At 71.8% G+C, this 15,095-nt stretch carries 14 protein-coding genes; 2 read left to right on the forward strand and 12 right to left on the reverse strand.

Going from position 1 to position 15,095, the window contains the following annotated elements:
• Positions 1-85 precede the first annotated feature (85 nt).
• Positions 86-1,156 (forward strand): hypothetical protein, encoded by a 1,071-nt coding sequence (locus LBW97_RS08235; protein ID WP_224498912.1) that lies wholly within the window; start codon positions 86-88, stop codon positions 1,154-1,156.
• A 182-nt stretch (positions 1,157-1,338) separates the two neighbouring features.
• On the opposite strand, the gene LBW97_RS08240 is transcribed toward LBW97_RS08235, so the two are convergent.
• Entirely contained in the window at positions 1,339-1,953 is a 615-nt protein-coding gene (locus tag LBW97_RS08240; RefSeq protein ID WP_224498913.1) for a hypothetical protein, read from the reverse strand.
• Between the two features lie 255 nt (positions 1,954-2,208).
• On the opposite strand from LBW97_RS08240, the gene LBW97_RS08245 reads away from it, so the two are divergent.
• Positions 2,209-3,432 carry an MFS transporter gene (locus LBW97_RS08245; RefSeq protein WP_224498914.1) on the forward strand — a complete coding sequence of 408 codons (1,224 nt, stop codon included), beginning with the start codon at positions 2,209-2,211 and terminating at the stop codon, positions 3,430-3,432.
• Positions 3,433-3,435: 3 nt separating this feature from the next.
• Here the strand turns inward: LBW97_RS08245 and LBW97_RS08250 are convergent, their stop codons facing one another.
• The 11 genes from LBW97_RS08250 to LBW97_RS08300 form a co-directional block, all read right to left on the reverse strand.
• Positions 3,436-4,470 carry an ABC transporter ATP-binding protein gene (locus LBW97_RS08250; protein WP_224498915.1) on the reverse strand — a complete coding sequence of 345 codons (1,035 nt, stop codon included), beginning with the start codon at positions 4,468-4,470 and terminating at the stop codon, positions 3,436-3,438.
• Positions 4,467-5,474, reverse strand: a complete 1,008-nt coding sequence (locus LBW97_RS08255) for an ABC transporter ATP-binding protein (protein WP_224498916.1) — start codon at positions 5,472-5,474, stop codon at positions 4,467-4,469. The genes LBW97_RS08250 and LBW97_RS08255 overlap by 4 nt, the downstream gene beginning before the upstream one ends.
• Positions 5,471-6,397 carry an ABC transporter permease gene (locus tag LBW97_RS08260; RefSeq protein WP_224498917.1) on the reverse strand — a complete coding sequence of 309 codons (927 nt, stop codon included), beginning with the start codon at positions 6,395-6,397 and terminating at the stop codon, positions 5,471-5,473. Before LBW97_RS08260 ends, LBW97_RS08255 begins: the two co-directional genes overlap by 4 nt.
• Positions 6,394-7,335: an ABC transporter permease gene (locus LBW97_RS08265; RefSeq protein WP_224499029.1), complete on the reverse strand. Its 942-nt coding sequence runs from the start codon at positions 7,333-7,335 to the stop codon at positions 6,394-6,396. The genes LBW97_RS08260 and LBW97_RS08265 overlap by 4 nt, the downstream gene beginning before the upstream one ends.
• Entirely contained in the window at positions 7,332-8,852 is a 1,521-nt protein-coding gene (locus tag LBW97_RS08270) for an ABC transporter substrate-binding protein (RefSeq protein ID WP_224498918.1), read from the reverse strand. The genes LBW97_RS08265 and LBW97_RS08270 overlap by 4 nt, the downstream gene beginning before the upstream one ends.
• 135 nt (positions 8,853-8,987) lie before the next feature.
• Entirely contained in the window at positions 8,988-9,143 is a 156-nt protein-coding gene (locus LBW97_RS08275) for a hypothetical protein (protein WP_224498919.1), read from the reverse strand.
• Positions 9,144-9,155: 12 nt separating this feature from the next.
• Positions 9,156-10,034 (reverse strand): class E sortase, encoded by an 879-nt coding sequence (locus LBW97_RS08280; protein ID WP_224498920.1) that lies wholly within the window; start codon positions 10,032-10,034, stop codon positions 9,156-9,158.
• A 119-nt stretch (positions 10,035-10,153) separates the two neighbouring features.
• The gene (locus LBW97_RS08285; RefSeq protein ID WP_224498921.1) at positions 10,154-11,368 is read right to left on the reverse strand and encodes an acyl-CoA dehydrogenase family protein; all 1,215 of its coding nucleotides are present in this window, start codon (positions 11,366-11,368) and stop codon (positions 10,154-10,156) included.
• Positions 11,369-11,481: 113 nt separating this feature from the next.
• A complete protein-coding gene (locus tag LBW97_RS08290; RefSeq protein ID WP_224498922.1) occupies positions 11,482-12,336 on the reverse strand; it encodes a MaoC/PaaZ C-terminal domain-containing protein in 855 nt (284 codons plus the stop codon).
• Positions 12,336-13,691 carry a 3-oxoacyl-ACP reductase gene (locus LBW97_RS08295; protein ID WP_224498923.1) on the reverse strand — a complete coding sequence of 452 codons (1,356 nt, stop codon included), beginning with the start codon at positions 13,689-13,691 and terminating at the stop codon, positions 12,336-12,338. The genes LBW97_RS08290 and LBW97_RS08295 overlap by 1 nt, the downstream gene beginning before the upstream one ends.
• 46 nt (positions 13,692-13,737) lie before the next feature.
• The gene (locus LBW97_RS08300; RefSeq protein ID WP_224498924.1) at positions 13,738-15,045 is read right to left on the reverse strand and encodes an acetyl-CoA C-acetyltransferase; all 1,308 of its coding nucleotides are present in this window, start codon (positions 15,043-15,045) and stop codon (positions 13,738-13,740) included.
• Between the last annotated feature and the right edge of the window lie 50 nt (positions 15,046-15,095).

Raw genomic sequence — 15,095 nt, forward strand, 5'->3', positions numbered from 1 at the left:
GGCCTACCTGGCCTGCGCCACAGCCCACCTCGGCGCCGTCGTCAACACCACCGAGCGGCTGAGGACCGACGCCTAGCCTTATCTTGTGGCTGTCCCCGTCGAGGTGTGGCTTTCCGACCGTTTTCTACCGCTGCTGTACAAACTGGCCCGCGCCGACGAAATCTCTCAGGAGCTTTCCGAGGTGTTGTTCGCCTACGCGAGTCGCGATCCCGTTCGCCTCGAAGCCGACATCAGAGGCGACCGTGAGTTCTGTCGACTCGCGTCGGTCGCGCCTCCCCCGCCGCGTATCGGGCTGTTGTTCGGCGACGCCATCCAACAGCTTCGCTCGTGCCTGGATCACGCGGTGCTAATGGTGCTCGAAGAGGTGCGTGGGCGCGCGCTCGACGCAAACGAGGCGCGAAACACCGAATTTCCCGTCTGCCGCACCTCCGCCACCTTCCGAAGGTGGACCAAAAGGCGATCGGAGATGCTGCCCGAACTGTCCGAGGGCTCGCTGCTGTACCAGCGGCTAGCCGCGCTGCAACCGTTCGCCGCGCAGCAGATCGACGCCGATGTGGCCGTCCCGATCCATGACGAGTCTCGACAACTGTTCACCACGCCCATGGACTCTGATGGCACCCCCCTGGTGGAGCACCATCCGTTGCTCGGGCTGGCGGCCTGGTCCAACGAAGACAAGCACCGCCGGCTCAGCGTCGCCTTCGTCCGGCCCGTTTTTCCTCGGATCGTGCCGGTACCGGGGTTCCCTGGCGGCGAGTCGGCCTACCAGTGGCACGTTCCGGCCGGCGCCGCGCTTGAGCCTGGCATGGACATCTTCTCGGTAGAATGGGGGACGCGCATGGTCGTCGACCTGTACCCCTACCCATCGATTCGACGACCCGAGACCGGCTTGTGGCGGCCAATCCTGCCCGAGCTGAACCTGTATCAGCGCTACGTGGCCGAGCTGACATTGCCCTTTTTGTTGACGGGCGCCCGCGACGCCGCGCCGCTGCCGTCCCAGGCTTCGACCGTTGTCCCGCTGGGCAGTGCCGCGCAGGCAGGGATGTTGCCCGCTGGCTACTACTGGCGCAGTGCAGCCCAGCAGGCAGCCGCAGCTGCTGCGCTGGCAGCCTCCAACAATCGCAACGAGGAAATGACCCGACGCTTCTACCCACGCTGACCAACGACGCTGCGGGCATAGGGCCCCGGCTTATGCGGCCTCCGGGTCGGTCCTGTGCACCGCCATGTATCGACCACACAGCCCGGTCGAGCCGTCCAGCAAGGTGGGGCAACGGCGAGGGCCGCCTTAAGTACCTAGTTCAAGAACTCCGCAACGGGCTCCATCAACTGGGGAGACACGCCCTAGTCGTCCAAGTCACCGCCCGGCCCAGTCATGTCCAACACGGCTGCGAGCGCACCCCTGGCGCCCTGGACCTCGGCAATAGCCTCCTCGACCCGCTTGCGCCAAGGAGCAACGACGGGGCCTCGGAGGAGCCACTCCGGTAGGTAAGTCGGAAGCGTCGCTACGGCTGACGCTGCTTCGTCGAACGCCGTGGCCACTGCCGTGACTTCCTTACGAATTGCAGGCCGCGCCTTGAGCTTGACTGCCGACAGCGGGACAGCGAAGTCCAAGGCGGCGTCCGTGACCTCCCGGTTCCACTGCTGCGCCCACCTCCACCCGAGCAGCCTGCGCCGAAGTCGTGGTCGACCCAGGAGATCTGTCATGCGAATGAGGCGAGCCAGAGCGACCGACACGGCTGCATCGAACTGAACGCAAGACTCCAGCTCGGCTGCCCTGGCGGAGCGTGTGGCTTCGACGTTCCACTGCGCATGGCGAGCCGCGATCCGATCGACGAACTCGCGAGACTGCAGCCGACGCTGCTGACGCCCGCTCAGCCACACCACGGCGATCGAGCCGACCACCGCGACGATCGCCGCCGCCAGCGTGGCCCCGGCAGGGATGCGGACGTCACTCATGGGCTCTTCCTACGTCAGCTGGGCCACGGCACAGGCCAAGGTGGGCGAGTCGCTCTCGCACGGGTGTTGCACGACCGCTTGACCGCGGGCGCCGCCAATGCGCTGAGCTTTCAAGACCGCCGCCATCGGCCACTAGGCGAGCCCTCCTGGCGCCGTCGAGGCTAGTGCGTGCGGAACCGGCGCCGCCCGGCACGGGTGGGCGCGGGATCAGCACCCGGCGTCGGGGCGCCCGGACGACGGGTCCAGCATGGAGGGGTGACGGGGGCGGGAACTCAGGACCAGGACGTCGCGGAGCCCCGCCGCTCGGGCTGGCTCCTGGCGCTGCCCGCCGTCGTCCTGGTGCTGGTGGCGCTGTGCCTGCGCGCCCCGTTCACCGCCGTCGGGCCGCTGCTCGGCGAGCTGGGCGACGAGCTGTCGCTGTCCACCGGAGCGCTCGCCGTCGTCACCGCGCTGCCCCTGGTCTGCTTCGGCCTCGTCTCGCCGTTCGCGCCGGCGCTCGCCAGCCGCTTCGGGGTGCACCGGGCGGTGCTCGCCGGGGTGGTCGTGATCGCCGCCGGGCTGCTGCTCCGGCTGGCCGGGACGCCGGGGCTGTACGTGGGCACGGTGCTGCTGACCGGCGGCATCGCGATCGCGAACGTGCTGCTGCCGGCCGCGGCCCGGGCGGAGTACGGCCCCCGCAGCGCCGTCGCGCTGGGCATGATCACCGCCTCCATGGCGGCCTCGGCGAGCATCGGCGCCGGCCTCGCCCAGCCCCTCGCGGGCGTCGCCGGCAGCGCCGTCACCGGCCTGCTGCTGTGGGGCGTCCTCGTGCTCGCCGCCTTCCTCGCCATGGCCGCCCTGACGCGGGCCCGGCGCGGCACGCCCCGCCCGCCGGCCGCCCCCGCCGGAGCGCGCACGGCGGTGCTCCGCGACCGCGTGGCGCTCGCCGTCACGCTCTTCTTCGGCCTCCAGTCGCTGTCGTTCTACGCGATGCTGACCTGGCTGGCCGACATCCTGGAGGCGGAGTCCGGTACCTCGCCGGTGGCGGCGGGCGGGATCCTGGCGCTGGCCACCGCGCTGGGGCTGCCGGCGTCGCTCGTCGTCCCTCCGCTGGCGGCCCGGCGAGCCAGTCAGCGCCGCTGGGTGCTGGTGTCCACGCTGCCCGTCGTCGCCGGTCTGATCGGCCTGCTGGCCGCTCCCGCGGCGGCGCCGCTGCTCTGGGCGCTGCTCTACGGCATCGGCACCGGGGTGTCGTTCCCCCTGGCGATGACGCTGATCCTGCAGCGCACCCGCGACGTCGGGCAGACCGGACGGCTCTCCGCGTCGGCGCAGAGCGTCGGCTACCTGCTGGCCGCCACGGGGCCACTCGGCGTCGGGCTGCTGCACGAGGCCACTGGCGCCTGGGAGCCCGGGCTGGCGCTGCTGCTCGGCGTCGTCGCGCTGCAGACGCTGGTGGGCCTGGCCGCCGCACGCCCGCGGCTGGTGGGCTCGGCGGTCTGAGCCTCAGGGCTTGGCGGTGACGCCCTCGGGCTCGGTGGCAGGCGTGCCGACGACGCCGTGCAGGTGGCACGCGGCCAGCTGACCGGGGGCGCCGACGGACTGGAGCGCCGGGTCGACGTCGTCGCAGGGCTCGAACACGTACGGGCAGCGGGTCCGGAACCGGCAGCCGCTCGGAACGGCGGACGGCGAGGGGACGTCGCCGTGCAGCACGATCCGCTTCCGCTTCCGCTCCAGGGCCGGGTGCGGCAGCGGAACCGCCGAGAGCAGCGCCTGCGTGTACGGCATCTGCGGATCGGTGCCGACGGCCTCGGCCGGGCCGATCTCCACAACACGCCCCAGGTACATGACCGCGATCCGGTCGGAGATGTGCCGGACGGCCGACAGGTCGTGCGAGATGAACAGCAGCGTGAGCCCGAGCTGGCGCTGGAGCCGGCGCAGCAGGTTCAGCACCTGCGCCTGCACGCTGACGTCGAGGGAGGCGATCGCCTCGTCGCAGACCAGGAAGTCCGGCTCCCCCGCGAGCGCCCGCGCGATGCCCACGCGCTGGCGCTGCCCGCCGGAGAACTCGTGCGGATAGCGGCCGGCCACCGCCGGGTCCAGGCCGACCAGCTCCAGCAGCTCGGCGACCCGCTCGGCCCGCGCCTGGCGGCCCTTCCGCAGCCCGTGCACCTCCAGCGGCTCGCTCACCGTCTGCGCGACGGTGCGCCTCGGGTCGAGCGAGGCGAAGGGATCCTGGAAGACCATCCCGGCGCGACGGCGCAGCTCCCGCAGCCCGCGGCCGCTCAGCTTCGTGATGTCGGTGCCGGCGAAGTCGACCGTGCCGCCGGTCGAGGGGATCAGCCGCAGCAGCGCGTTGCCCAGCGTCGACTTCCCGCACCCGGACTCGCCCACCAGGCCGAGCGTCTCGCCCCGCAGGATGTCCAGGTCCACGCCGTCGACGGCGCGCAGCACACCGGCCCCCTTCTTCCGCAGCCCCTGACCGCGGATCGGGAAGTGCACCTCGAGGCCGCGGGCGCTCACCAGGACGTCAGCGCTCATGAGGACCCCTCCGTGCACCACGTCGCCGCCCGGTGCGGCAGGGACACCGCCGACGAGCCGATGACCGCCAGCGGGGGCTGCTCGTGCTCGCAGCGCGCGTCGCCGCGCACCGGGCAGCGCGGCCAGAAGACGCAGCCCTTCGGCAGGTCCGTGGGCGGCGGCGGGGTGCCGGGCACCGTCGCCAGATCGGGGACGACGCCGTCGACGGCGGGCTCGGCCAGGTCGGGAAGGGCACCCAGCAGCCCGCGCGTGTACGGGTGCGCCGGATGCTCGAGGACGTCGTCGACCGTGCCGTCCTCCACGCAGCGGCCGCCGTACATGACCAGCACCCGGTCGGCGATCCCCGCGACGACGCCGAGGTCGTGGGTGATCCAGATGACGCCGGTGCCGCGGTCGGCCTGCAGCTTCTCGACCAGGTCGATGATCTGCGCCTGCACGGTGACGTCGAGCGCGGTCGTCGCCTCGTCGGCGATGAGCAGCGCCGGGGAGTTGCTCAGCGCGATCGCGATGACCACCCGCTGCCGCATCCCGCCGGAGAGTTCGTGCGGATAGCGGTCCAGCGCACCGTCCGGGTCGGGCAGGCCCACCTCGCCGAGCAGGTCGGCGGCCCGGCGGCGGGCCGCCTCCTTCGAGATGTCCTGGTGCGCCCGGATGCCTTCCACCAGCTGCTTGCCGACGGTGAGCACCGGGTTCAGCGACGTCATCGGGTCCTGGAACACCATGCCCGCGCCCGGACCGCGCACCTGGCGCAGCCGCTCGGGCTTCATGGTGAGCAGGTCCTCGCCCTGCAGCAGCGCCGTTCCGGTCACGGTTGCGACCCGCGCCGGCAGCAGGCCCAGCAGCGCCAGCACCGAGACGCTCTTGCCGCTGCCGGACTCCCCGACCACGGCGACCGTCTCCCCCGGCCCCACGGTGTAGCTCAGCCCGTTGACGACGTCGGCCGGCCCGCGCGGCGTGCGCAGCCGCACCCGCAGGTCCGACACCTCCAGCACCGGAGCGGTCACGGGTTCTCCCCGCCCGCGGAGCCCATCAGCGTCCGCTGCTTCGGGTCCAGCACGTCGCGCAGCCCGTCGCCGAGCAGGTTGAAGCAGAGCACGGTCAGGAAGATCGCCATCCCCGGGAAGAAGGCCAGCCACCAGGCGAGGTCCAGGTAGCCGCGCCCCTCGGCGAGCATCAGCCCCCACGACGGGTTCGGCGGCTGGGTGCCGAGCCCGAGGAACGACAGCGCCGCCTCGGCGAGCACGGCGAAGGCCAGGCTGATCGAGGCCTGCACGATGATCGGCGGCGCGGCGTTGGGCAGCACGTGCCGGGTCAGGATCCGGAAGTCCGAGGCCCCGACCGAGCGCGAGGCCCGCACGTAGACCTCCTCCCGGACGCCGAGCACGCTGGCGCGGGTCACCCGGGCGAAGATCGGGATGTAGACGATGCCGATCGCCAGCGCGGTGTTGCCCGACCCCGGCCCGCGCACCGCCAGCACGGCGATCGCCAGCAGCACCGCAGGGAAGGCGAAGAGCATGTCCATGAACCGCATGAGGACGTCGTCGACCCAGCGGCCGTAGTAGCCGGCCAGCAGCCCGATGACGCTGCCGATGACCAGCGCGATGCCGACGGCGAGCAGCCCCACCCGCAGCGACACGGCCGCGCCGAGGATGACCCGGCTGAAGATGTCGCGGCCGAGGTCGTCGGTGCCGAACAGGTGCTCGCCGCTGGGCGGCTGCAGCCGCGCCCCGACGTCGATGTCGTTGGGGCCGGCCGGCGCGAGCGCCTCGTCGAAGAGCGCGACCAGGATGATCCCGACCAGCAGCACCGCCGAGATCGCCGCCGTGGGGTTGCGCGCCAGGAGGCCGAGGGTCTCCCGCCAGCGCGGCTTCGCGGGGCGCAGGGACTTCCGGGCGCCCGATGCGGCAGGACCCGGCTGGGAGGTCATCGCCTGATCCGTGGGTCGATGGCGGTGTAGAGCAGGTCGACCACCAGGTTGATGACGAGGAAGACGAGGGCGAACAGCAGGATCGCGCCCTGCAGCACCGGGTAGTCGCGGGCCTCGACCGACTGCAGCGCCAGCTGCCCCAGCCCCGGCCAGGAGAAGACGATCTCCACCACGACCACCCCGGAGAGCAGGTAGGCCAGCTGCACGCCGGTGACGGTCACCAACGGGAGCAGGGCGTTGCGCAGCACGTGCCAGGTGAACACCTGCCGGGCGGGGAGCCCCTTGGCCTGCGCCGTCCGCACGTGGTCGGCGCCCAGCGCCTCCAGCACGCTGGAGCGCACGAACCGGGTGATGACCGAGCCGGAGACGACGCCGGTGACGACCGCCGGCATGACCAGCCGGGCCAGCCAGCCGCCCGGGTCCTCGCCGAGCGGGACGTAGCCGCCCGTCGGCAGCCAGCCCAGCGTGCCGGCGAAGACCAGGATCAGCACGATCGCCATCCAGAAGTCCGGCACCGAGATGCCGATCTGGCTGAGCACGGTCGCGATCCGGTCGACGATCGAGCGGGGCCGCAGCGCCGAGAGGGTGCCCAGCGGGATCGCGATGACCAGGGCCACGAGGATCGAGGCGAACGCCAGGGTCAGCGTGGCCGGCAGCCGCTCGGCGATGAGCGAGGTGACCGTGTCGCCGCTGCGGAAGCTCACCCCGAGGTCACCGCCGAGGGCGCGTGCGAACCAGCTGAAGAACTGCTCGACCAGCGGCCGGTCCAGGCCGGACCGCTCGCGCAGCGCGTCGTAGGTGTCCTGCGAGAAGCGGGTGCCCAGCGCGAGCCGCACCGGATCGCCCGGTACCAGGTGCACCAGTGCGAACACGATGACGCTCACGCCGGCGAGGACGACCAGGGACTGGCCGACCCGCCGCAGCAGGTAACCGGTCAGGGCAGCTCCACGCCTTCGAAGTTGATGGCCTTGTCCGCCCTGATCTCGTACCCGGAGAGGCCCGGGGCCCAGGCCTGCACCACGTCGGGGTTGTAGAGGTAGAGGTAGGAGACGTCGTCCACGATCAGCCGGGCGGCCTGGTCGTAGAGGTCCTTGCGGGCGTCCTGGTCGGTCTCGGTCGCGGCGTCGGTGAGCAGCTGGTCGACCTGCGGGTTGCTGTACTTCTGGTAGTTGCTGTCGCCGCCGGTGATGTGCTGGGCGTGGTAGAAGTCGAACGGGTCGACGTTGCCCAGCCAGCCGAGCATGAAGGCGTCGAAGTCACCCTTCCCCTGCCGGTCCAGCCAGGTGGCGAAGTCCGTCGTCTGCACCTCGACCTCGACGCCGATCGGCTCCAGCTGGCTGGCGATGACCTGGGCGGCCGTGACCGTCTCCGGGTACTCGTCGGTGACCATCAGGCCCATGCGGATCGGCGTCGGCACGCCCGAGTCGGCGATGAGCTGCTTCGCGGCGTCGACGTCGGCCTCGTAGGGCGCGTAGTCGGAGTGGAAGAAGCTGTCCTCGGGGATCGCCGTCTGGTTGGGCTGGGCGGCGTCGAAGCGCGCCGCCTGGGTGACCGCCTCGCGGTCGATCGCCGTCGCGATCGCCTTGCGCACCTGCGGGTTCTCGAACGGGGGCTTGGCGAAGTTCATGCTCATGTACCAGTAGTCGACGCTCGGGGTGGTCGCGAGCTCCACGGAGTCGTCGCCTTCCAGCGAGTCCACCTGCTGCGGCGGGATGTTGTCGGTCCACTGCACCTCACCGTTCTGCAGCGCGGTCAGCGCCGCCGCGGGCTCGGTGATGTAGCGGAACTCGACGCCGTCGATGCTCGGCTCGTCGCCCCAGTAGTCGTCGTTCTTCGTCAGCTCGGTGGCGCTGGCGTCGGAGCTCTCCAGCCGGAAGGGGCCGGTGCCGACGGCCTCGGTGGTGAGGTCGAGGTCCTCCGCGGCGCCCTCGGGGATGATCGCCATGCCCTTGAACGAGCCGATCAGCGCCGGCAGGTTCGGAGTGGGCTGGGTGACCCGGATGACGACGGTCTGCGGGCCGTCGGCCTCCACCGACTCGACGGTCTGGAAGCGGTAGGCGTTGCTCAGCTCGTCGTCGATGATCCGGTTGTAGGAGTAGACGACGTCGGCGGAGTCGAACTCGCTGCCGTCGTGGAAGGTGACCCCGTCCCGGAGCGTGAAGCGCCATTCCAGGTCGTCGTCGCTGACCTCCCACTCGGTCGCCAGGCTCGGCTCCATCGTGAGGTCCTCGCCGTTCGGGACGACCAGGGTGTCGTAGACGTTCTCCAGCACCTGGAAGCTCGCGTAGGCGTTGGTGACGTGCGGGTCGAACTGGTCGGGCTGGGCGCTGACCGCCGCGACGAGCACGTTGTCACCGCCCCCACCACCGGTGTCGACGCTGTTCCCACCCCCGCTGCAGGCGGTGAGCCCGAGGGCGCTGACGGAAGCGAGGGCGAGCAGTCGGGTGGAGCGCACCGGGGGACCTCCGGGGTCTGGGAAGACGTCGTCCGTCCTCGACCCTGGACCCGTCCGCGCAGGTCCGCGACCCGAGAGCGACCCATCGGCGAATCGTTGCGCGGCTGTGACCGTTCCGTCACACCCTCCGGGCGATCAGTCCACGGTGACGTCGTTGAACGGCAGCTGCGGCTCCACCCACGGGAAGACGACGAGCAGCAGCAGCGCGCAGACCGCCACGACCAGGATCAGCGCCTGCAGCGTCTTCAGCCCGGCACCTCCGGGCAGGTGCCGCCAGATCCAGCCGTACACGCGGTACTCCCCTCAGCCCTCGAACAGCGCCGGCGGGCCGTCGGGCAGCTCTGCCTTCGACAGCGCGCCACCGTCGAGCCGGGCGTGGATGATCAGTCGCTGCTGCGCGGAGAACCGCGGGTGGCAGGTGGTCAGCGTCAGGTACGAGCCGCTCGGTGCGGACGCCGCCTGGTTCGGCGTGGGGGCGATGACGTCGATGTCGGCCGGCCGGACGATCTGCCGCCCCGGGATCCCGCTGGGATCGGCCGCCAGGTCGCCCGTGGCCGGGTCGCCGAGCACCCGGTAGACGAACCAGCTGTCCGCCGTCTCCACGACGATCGGGTCGCCGGGCTGCATCGCGTCCAGCTCCAGGAACGGGGAGCCCTTGCCGACCCGGTGCCCGGCCAGCGCGACGTTGCCGGGCTCGCCGGGCATCGCCGTCCCCTCGTAGTGGCCGGGGCCCTTCGACAGCTCCGTCTCGTTGGTGCCCTCGAGGATGACCCGCGCGTAGTCCTCCCCGAGCCGGGGGATGCGGAGGACGCCGAAGGCGTCGCCGATCTCCACCTGGCGCAGCTGCGGGCCCTCGCCCTGGGGCTGTTCCCACTGCTCGCGCAGCTCCTCCGCGAGCTCGTCCTGCTGGCGACCGGTGAGGTAGTCGGTGACGTACACCTCGTAGACGACGAAGAGCAGCAGGATCAGCCCCGCGGTGATGAACAGCTCGCCGACCCCGCGGACGATGCGACGCCCCACCGGGTCCCGCGGAGGGGGAGCCGCCACGGACTCGTCGTCGGCGCTGTCGGGCGCCCGGTGCGCCCCCGTGCGGGTGGCCACCGACCCCGACGGCGGCACGGCGGGAACGCGGGCCCAGCGATCGGTCGAGTCCTCGCCCCGCTGCCCGTCCGGGTCCACCATGCCGCTCCCCCCGGTCGTCTCCTCGCGACCGGGACTGGTCCGGTCGCGCCCGATGCTAGGCGAGCCGGTGCGTCAGGCCGGGTTCCGCCGTCGCCCCGGGTGTCGGGGGTGGGCGGGTCTCAGCGGATCTGCATGCCGGAGATGGTGCGGGCGATGACCAGCCGCTGGATCTCCGAGGTGCCCTCGAAGATCGTGTAGATCTTCGCGTCGCGCGCCATGCGCTCCACCGGGTACTCGCGGGTGTAGCCGTTGCCACCGAGGATCTGCATGGCCTTCTCGGTGACCCGCACCGCGGTCTCACCCGCGACCAGCTTGGACATCGACCCCTCGGCGGCGGTGAACTGCTGGCCGACCCGCGCCATCCACGCGGCACGCCACACCAGCAGGCGCGCGGCGTCGATGGAGGTCTTCATGTCGGCGAGCATGAAGGCGATCGACTGGTTCTCGATGATCGGCCGGCCGAACTGGACGCGGGTCTTGGCGTACTCCAGCGCGTAGTCGTAGGCGGCCCGGGCCACGCCGACCGCCTGGGCGCCGACCGCCGGCCGGGTGCGCTCGAAGGTCGCCATCGAGGGCTGGGTGCGGCCGCCCTTCACGCCCTCGCGGGCGCGGGCGAGCCGCTGCTCGAGCTTCTCCTTGCCGCCGAGCAGGCAGTCCCCGGGGATGCGGCAGTCCTCGAGCACGACCTCGGCGGTGTGCGAGGCGCGGATGCCGTGCTTGAGGAACTTCTGCCCCTGCGCGATCCCCTTGGTGCCCGGCGGGATCACGAAGCTGGCGTGCCCGCGGGCCTTGAGCTCCGGGTCGACGACGGCGTTCACCACGTGAATCTCGGCGATACCGCCGTTGGTCGCCCAGGTCTTGGCGCCGTTGAGCACCCACTCGTCGGTCTTCTCGTCGTAGACCGCGCGGGTGCGCATCGCCCCGACGTCGGAGCCGGCATCGGGCTCGCTGGAGCAGAACGCGGCGACCTTCGGCTCGCTCTCGGTGCCGAACATGGCCGGGATCCACTGACCGACCTGCTCGTCGGTGCCGTTCGCCCGCACGCTCGCCGCCGCCAGCGTCGTGCCGACGATCGCCAGCCCGATCCCGGCGTCACCCCAGAAGAGCTCCTCCATGGTGAGCGGGATGCCGAGCCCGGACTCGTCGAACCACTGGGTGGCGAAGAAGTCCAGCGAGTAGAGGCCGATCTTGGCGGCCTCCTGGAGCACCGGCCACGGGAAGTCCTCCCGCTCGTCGTACTCGTGCGCAGCCGGGCGGACGACGTTCGCGGCGAACTCGTGCACCCACTTCTGCAGCTCGAGCTGGTCCTCGGTGAGGTCGAACGAGACAGGCATGGGAGGAGCCTTCCGTGGGTCCGGCGGTGGTCGGGGAGGACGGGGTCCGACTACTCCTCGTCGCACAGTGGTGCTCTGCCTCCCCAGGGGGAGCAGAGCACCACTGTCCTGGACTACAGAGGTCGGACGGTGACGAGCAGGTGCTCGGTGCCGCTCTTCGCGTTGCGGACGGCGGCGTCCCAGCCGCCGCCGGTCGCCGCCGTCGACAGGGTCACGGTCGAGGGCAGGAACAGCGGCTTGCGGAAGCCGACGTCGACGGTGAACGCCTCCGGCAACCGGTTCTCCACCGCCGCGAGCACGCGGGCCTTGACCCACATGCCGTGCGCGATCGCCCGCTTGAAGCCGAACGCCTTCGCGGTGAGGCCCGACAGGTGGATCGGGTTCACGTCGCCGGAGACCTTGGCGTAGCGACGACCGGCGTCGTCCGGGATCCGCCACGTGGCCACGGGGTGCCCCAGCTCGCCGACCTCCACCGTCACATCGGAATCCGGCGCCCCGGCCGGCGCCTTCGCGCCGCGCGCCAGGTAGGTGGACCGGCTCCGCCACACCTCGCCGCCACCGGCCGAGACCGAGGCGCACAGGTCGACGGTCGCGCCGACGCGGTGGGTGGCGAACCGCTCCGCCCACACCTCGAGGTCGAGGCTCTCGGTCGCGGCGATCGGCCGGACGACGTCGATGGTGTTCCGCACGTGCACCAGCCCGGGGAGGGCCAGCGGGAACGAGCGGTCGCTCATCAACGCCATCTGCAGCGGGAACGTGAGCATGTGCGGGTACGTCGCCGGCAGCGAGTCGGTGAGCGGGAACCGGCAGACCCGCGCATAGTCCGCGAGGTTCGCCGGGTCCACCGTCACGCCGCTCCGGGCCAGCCGGGTGTCGGGCAGGTCCCCGCCGCGGCCGCGCGCGGTGAGCGCGGCCTTGGCGAAGAGCGCCGCCATGTTCGGCGGCGCGTCCAGCTCGGTCGTGCCCATCAGGCGCCCAGCATCGACTGGCCGCAGACCCGCACCGTCTGGCCGTTGACGCCGGCGCTGCCCGGCTGCGACAGCCAGGCGATCGTCTCGGCGACGTCGACCGGCAGCCCGCCCTGCTGCAGCGAGTTGATCCGCGAGCCGACCTCGCGGGTGCCCACCGGCATCTTCGCCGTCATCTCGGTGATGATGAAGCCCGGCGCGACGGCGTTGATGGTCGCGTCGCGCTCGGCGAACTCCGGCGCCCAGGCGCGCACCATGCCGATGACGCCGGCCTTGGACGCCGCGTAGTTGGTCTGCCCGCGGTTGCCGGCGATGCCCGACTGCGAGGAGACGCAGACGATGCGGGCGCCGGGCTTGAGGATGTCGCCGTCGTCCAGCAGGGCCTGGGTGATGTCCAGCTGCGCCTGCAGGTTCACGGCCATGACCGAGTTCCAGCGGGCGGCGTCCATGTTGACCAGCAGCTTGTCGCGGGTGATACCGGCGTTGTGGACGATGACGTCGACCCCGCCGTGCCGCTCGCGCAGGTGCTCGATCAGCCGCTGCGGGGCGTCGTCGGCGGTGATGTCCAGCTGCAGCGCCGTCCCGCCGATCTCGTTGGCGACCTTCGCCAGGCTGTCGCCGGCGACCGGGATGTCGACGGCGACCACGTGCGCGCCGTCGCGGGCCAGGACCTCGGCGATCGCCGCACCGATGCCACGGGCGGCGCCGGTGACGACGGCGACCTTGCCGGCCAGCGGCTTCGCGGCGTCCTCACCGTTCGGCACCTCGGCCGGCTCCAGCGTGAGCAGCTGGCCGTCGACGTAGGCCGAGCGGCCGGAGAGGAAGAACTTCAGCGGGCTGGCGACGGAGGCCTCGGCGCCCTCGGGCACGAAGACCGCGTTCGCCGTCGAGCCGTTGAGCAGCTCCTTGCCGATCGAGCGGACCAGGCCGTCGATCGCCTGCCGCGCGGCGGCCTGCGCCGGGGAGTCGGCCGTCTGCGGCGGGTCGGCCAGGATCAGCACCCGCCCGCTCGCCCGCAGCCGCTTGATCGCCGGGGCGAGGAAGTCGTGCGCGCTGACCAGGTCGCCGGGCGAGGTCAGGCCCGTGGCGTCCAGGACGACGGCGCCGAACTTCTCGCCGTCGGTCGAGCCGTCGGCCGCGACCGGCGACACCACGGTCGCACCGGCGTCCTTGAGGACGGCCGCGACGGTGTCGCGCAGCCGTCCCTGACCGGCCGAGCCGATGACGACGGGGCCGGGCAGCAGCGGCTCGCCGGGCTCGTAGCGGCGCAGCACCGCCGGGCGCGGAAGGCCCAGCTGCTTGGTCAGCGTGGTGCCGAAGCCGGAGTTCGCGAAGTTCGTGTACCAGTCAGCCACGGAAGGGCCTCCACATCGGGGTCGGGATGGCGCGCGGCACCGGGGGTCAGGACTCGAGGATGGCGACGACGCCCTGGCCGCCGGCGGCGCAGATGGAGATCAGGCCACGCTTGCCGGGGCCCGCCGCGTGCAGCGTCTTGGCGAGCGAGGCGACGATCCGGCCGCCGGTCGCGGCGAACGGGTGCCCGGCGGCCAGCGACGAGCCGTAGACGTTGAGCTTCGACCGGTCGATCGAGCCCAGCGGGGCGTCCAGGCCCAGCTTCTCCTTGCAGTACGCCGGGTCCTCCCAGGCCTTCATCGTCGCGAGCACCGTGGAGGCGAACGCCTCGTGGATCTCGTAGAAGTCGAAGTCCTGCAGGGAAAGGCCGTTGCGGGCCAGCATCTTCGGCACCGCGTAGACCGGCGCCATGAGCAGGCCCTCGCCGCCGTGCACGTAGTCGACGGCGGCTGTCTGCGCGTCGACCAGGTGGGCCAGGACCGGCAGGCCCTGCTCGGCGGCCCACTCGTCGGAGGCCAGCAGCACCGCGGAGGCGCCGTCGGTCAGCGGCGTGGAGTTGCCGGCGGTCATCGTGCCCTCGGCACCCTCGGGCAGCGCCTTGTCGAAGACCGGCTTCAGCTTGGCCAGCTTCTCCAGCGAGGAGTCCGGGCGGAGGTTCTGGTCCCGCGCGAGGCCGAGGAACGGCGTCACCAGGTCGTCGAAGAAGCCGCGTTCGTAGGCGGCGGCCATGTTCTGGTGCGAGCGGACGGTGAGCTCGTCCTGCTCCTCGCGGCCGATCTCCCACTCGTGCGCGGTGAGCTGGGCGTGCTCGCCCATCGCGAGACCGGTGCGCGGCTCGGAGTTGCGCGGGATCTCCGGCGCGATCATGCCGGGGCGGATCCGCGCGATGGCCTTGAGCCGGTCCTGCACCGTCTTGGCACTGTTCAGCGAGATGAGGATGCGGCGCAGGTCGTCACCGACGGCCAGCGGGGCGTCGGAGGTGGTGTCCACACCACCGGCGATGCCGGACTCGATCTGCCCGAGGGCGATCTTGTTGGCGACCAGGATCGCCGCCTCGAGGCCGGTGCCGCAGGCCTGCTGGACGTCGTAGGCGGGGGTGCTCGCGTCGAGCTTGGAGCCCAGCACCGACTCGCGGGTGAGGTTGAAGTCGCGGGCGTGCTTGAGCACCGCTCCGGCGACGACCTCGTCGACCTTCTTGCCGGCCAGCCCGAAGCGGGCCACCAGACCGTCGATGGTCGCGGTCAGCATGTCCTGGTTGGACGCCTGCGCGTAGGTCGAGTTGGACCGTGCGAACGGGATGCGGTTCCCGCCGACGATCGCGGCCTTGCGGGTCGCCGGCTTCTCGTTGCTCGCCATGAGGACCTCCGGGGTCGGTGGGGTTGGCCGGTACCGAGGGTACGCGGTAC

This window comes from Blastococcus sp. LR1 (assembly GCF_020166105.1).
Lineage (GTDB): Bacteria > Actinomycetota > Actinomycetes > Mycobacteriales > Geodermatophilaceae > Blastococcus.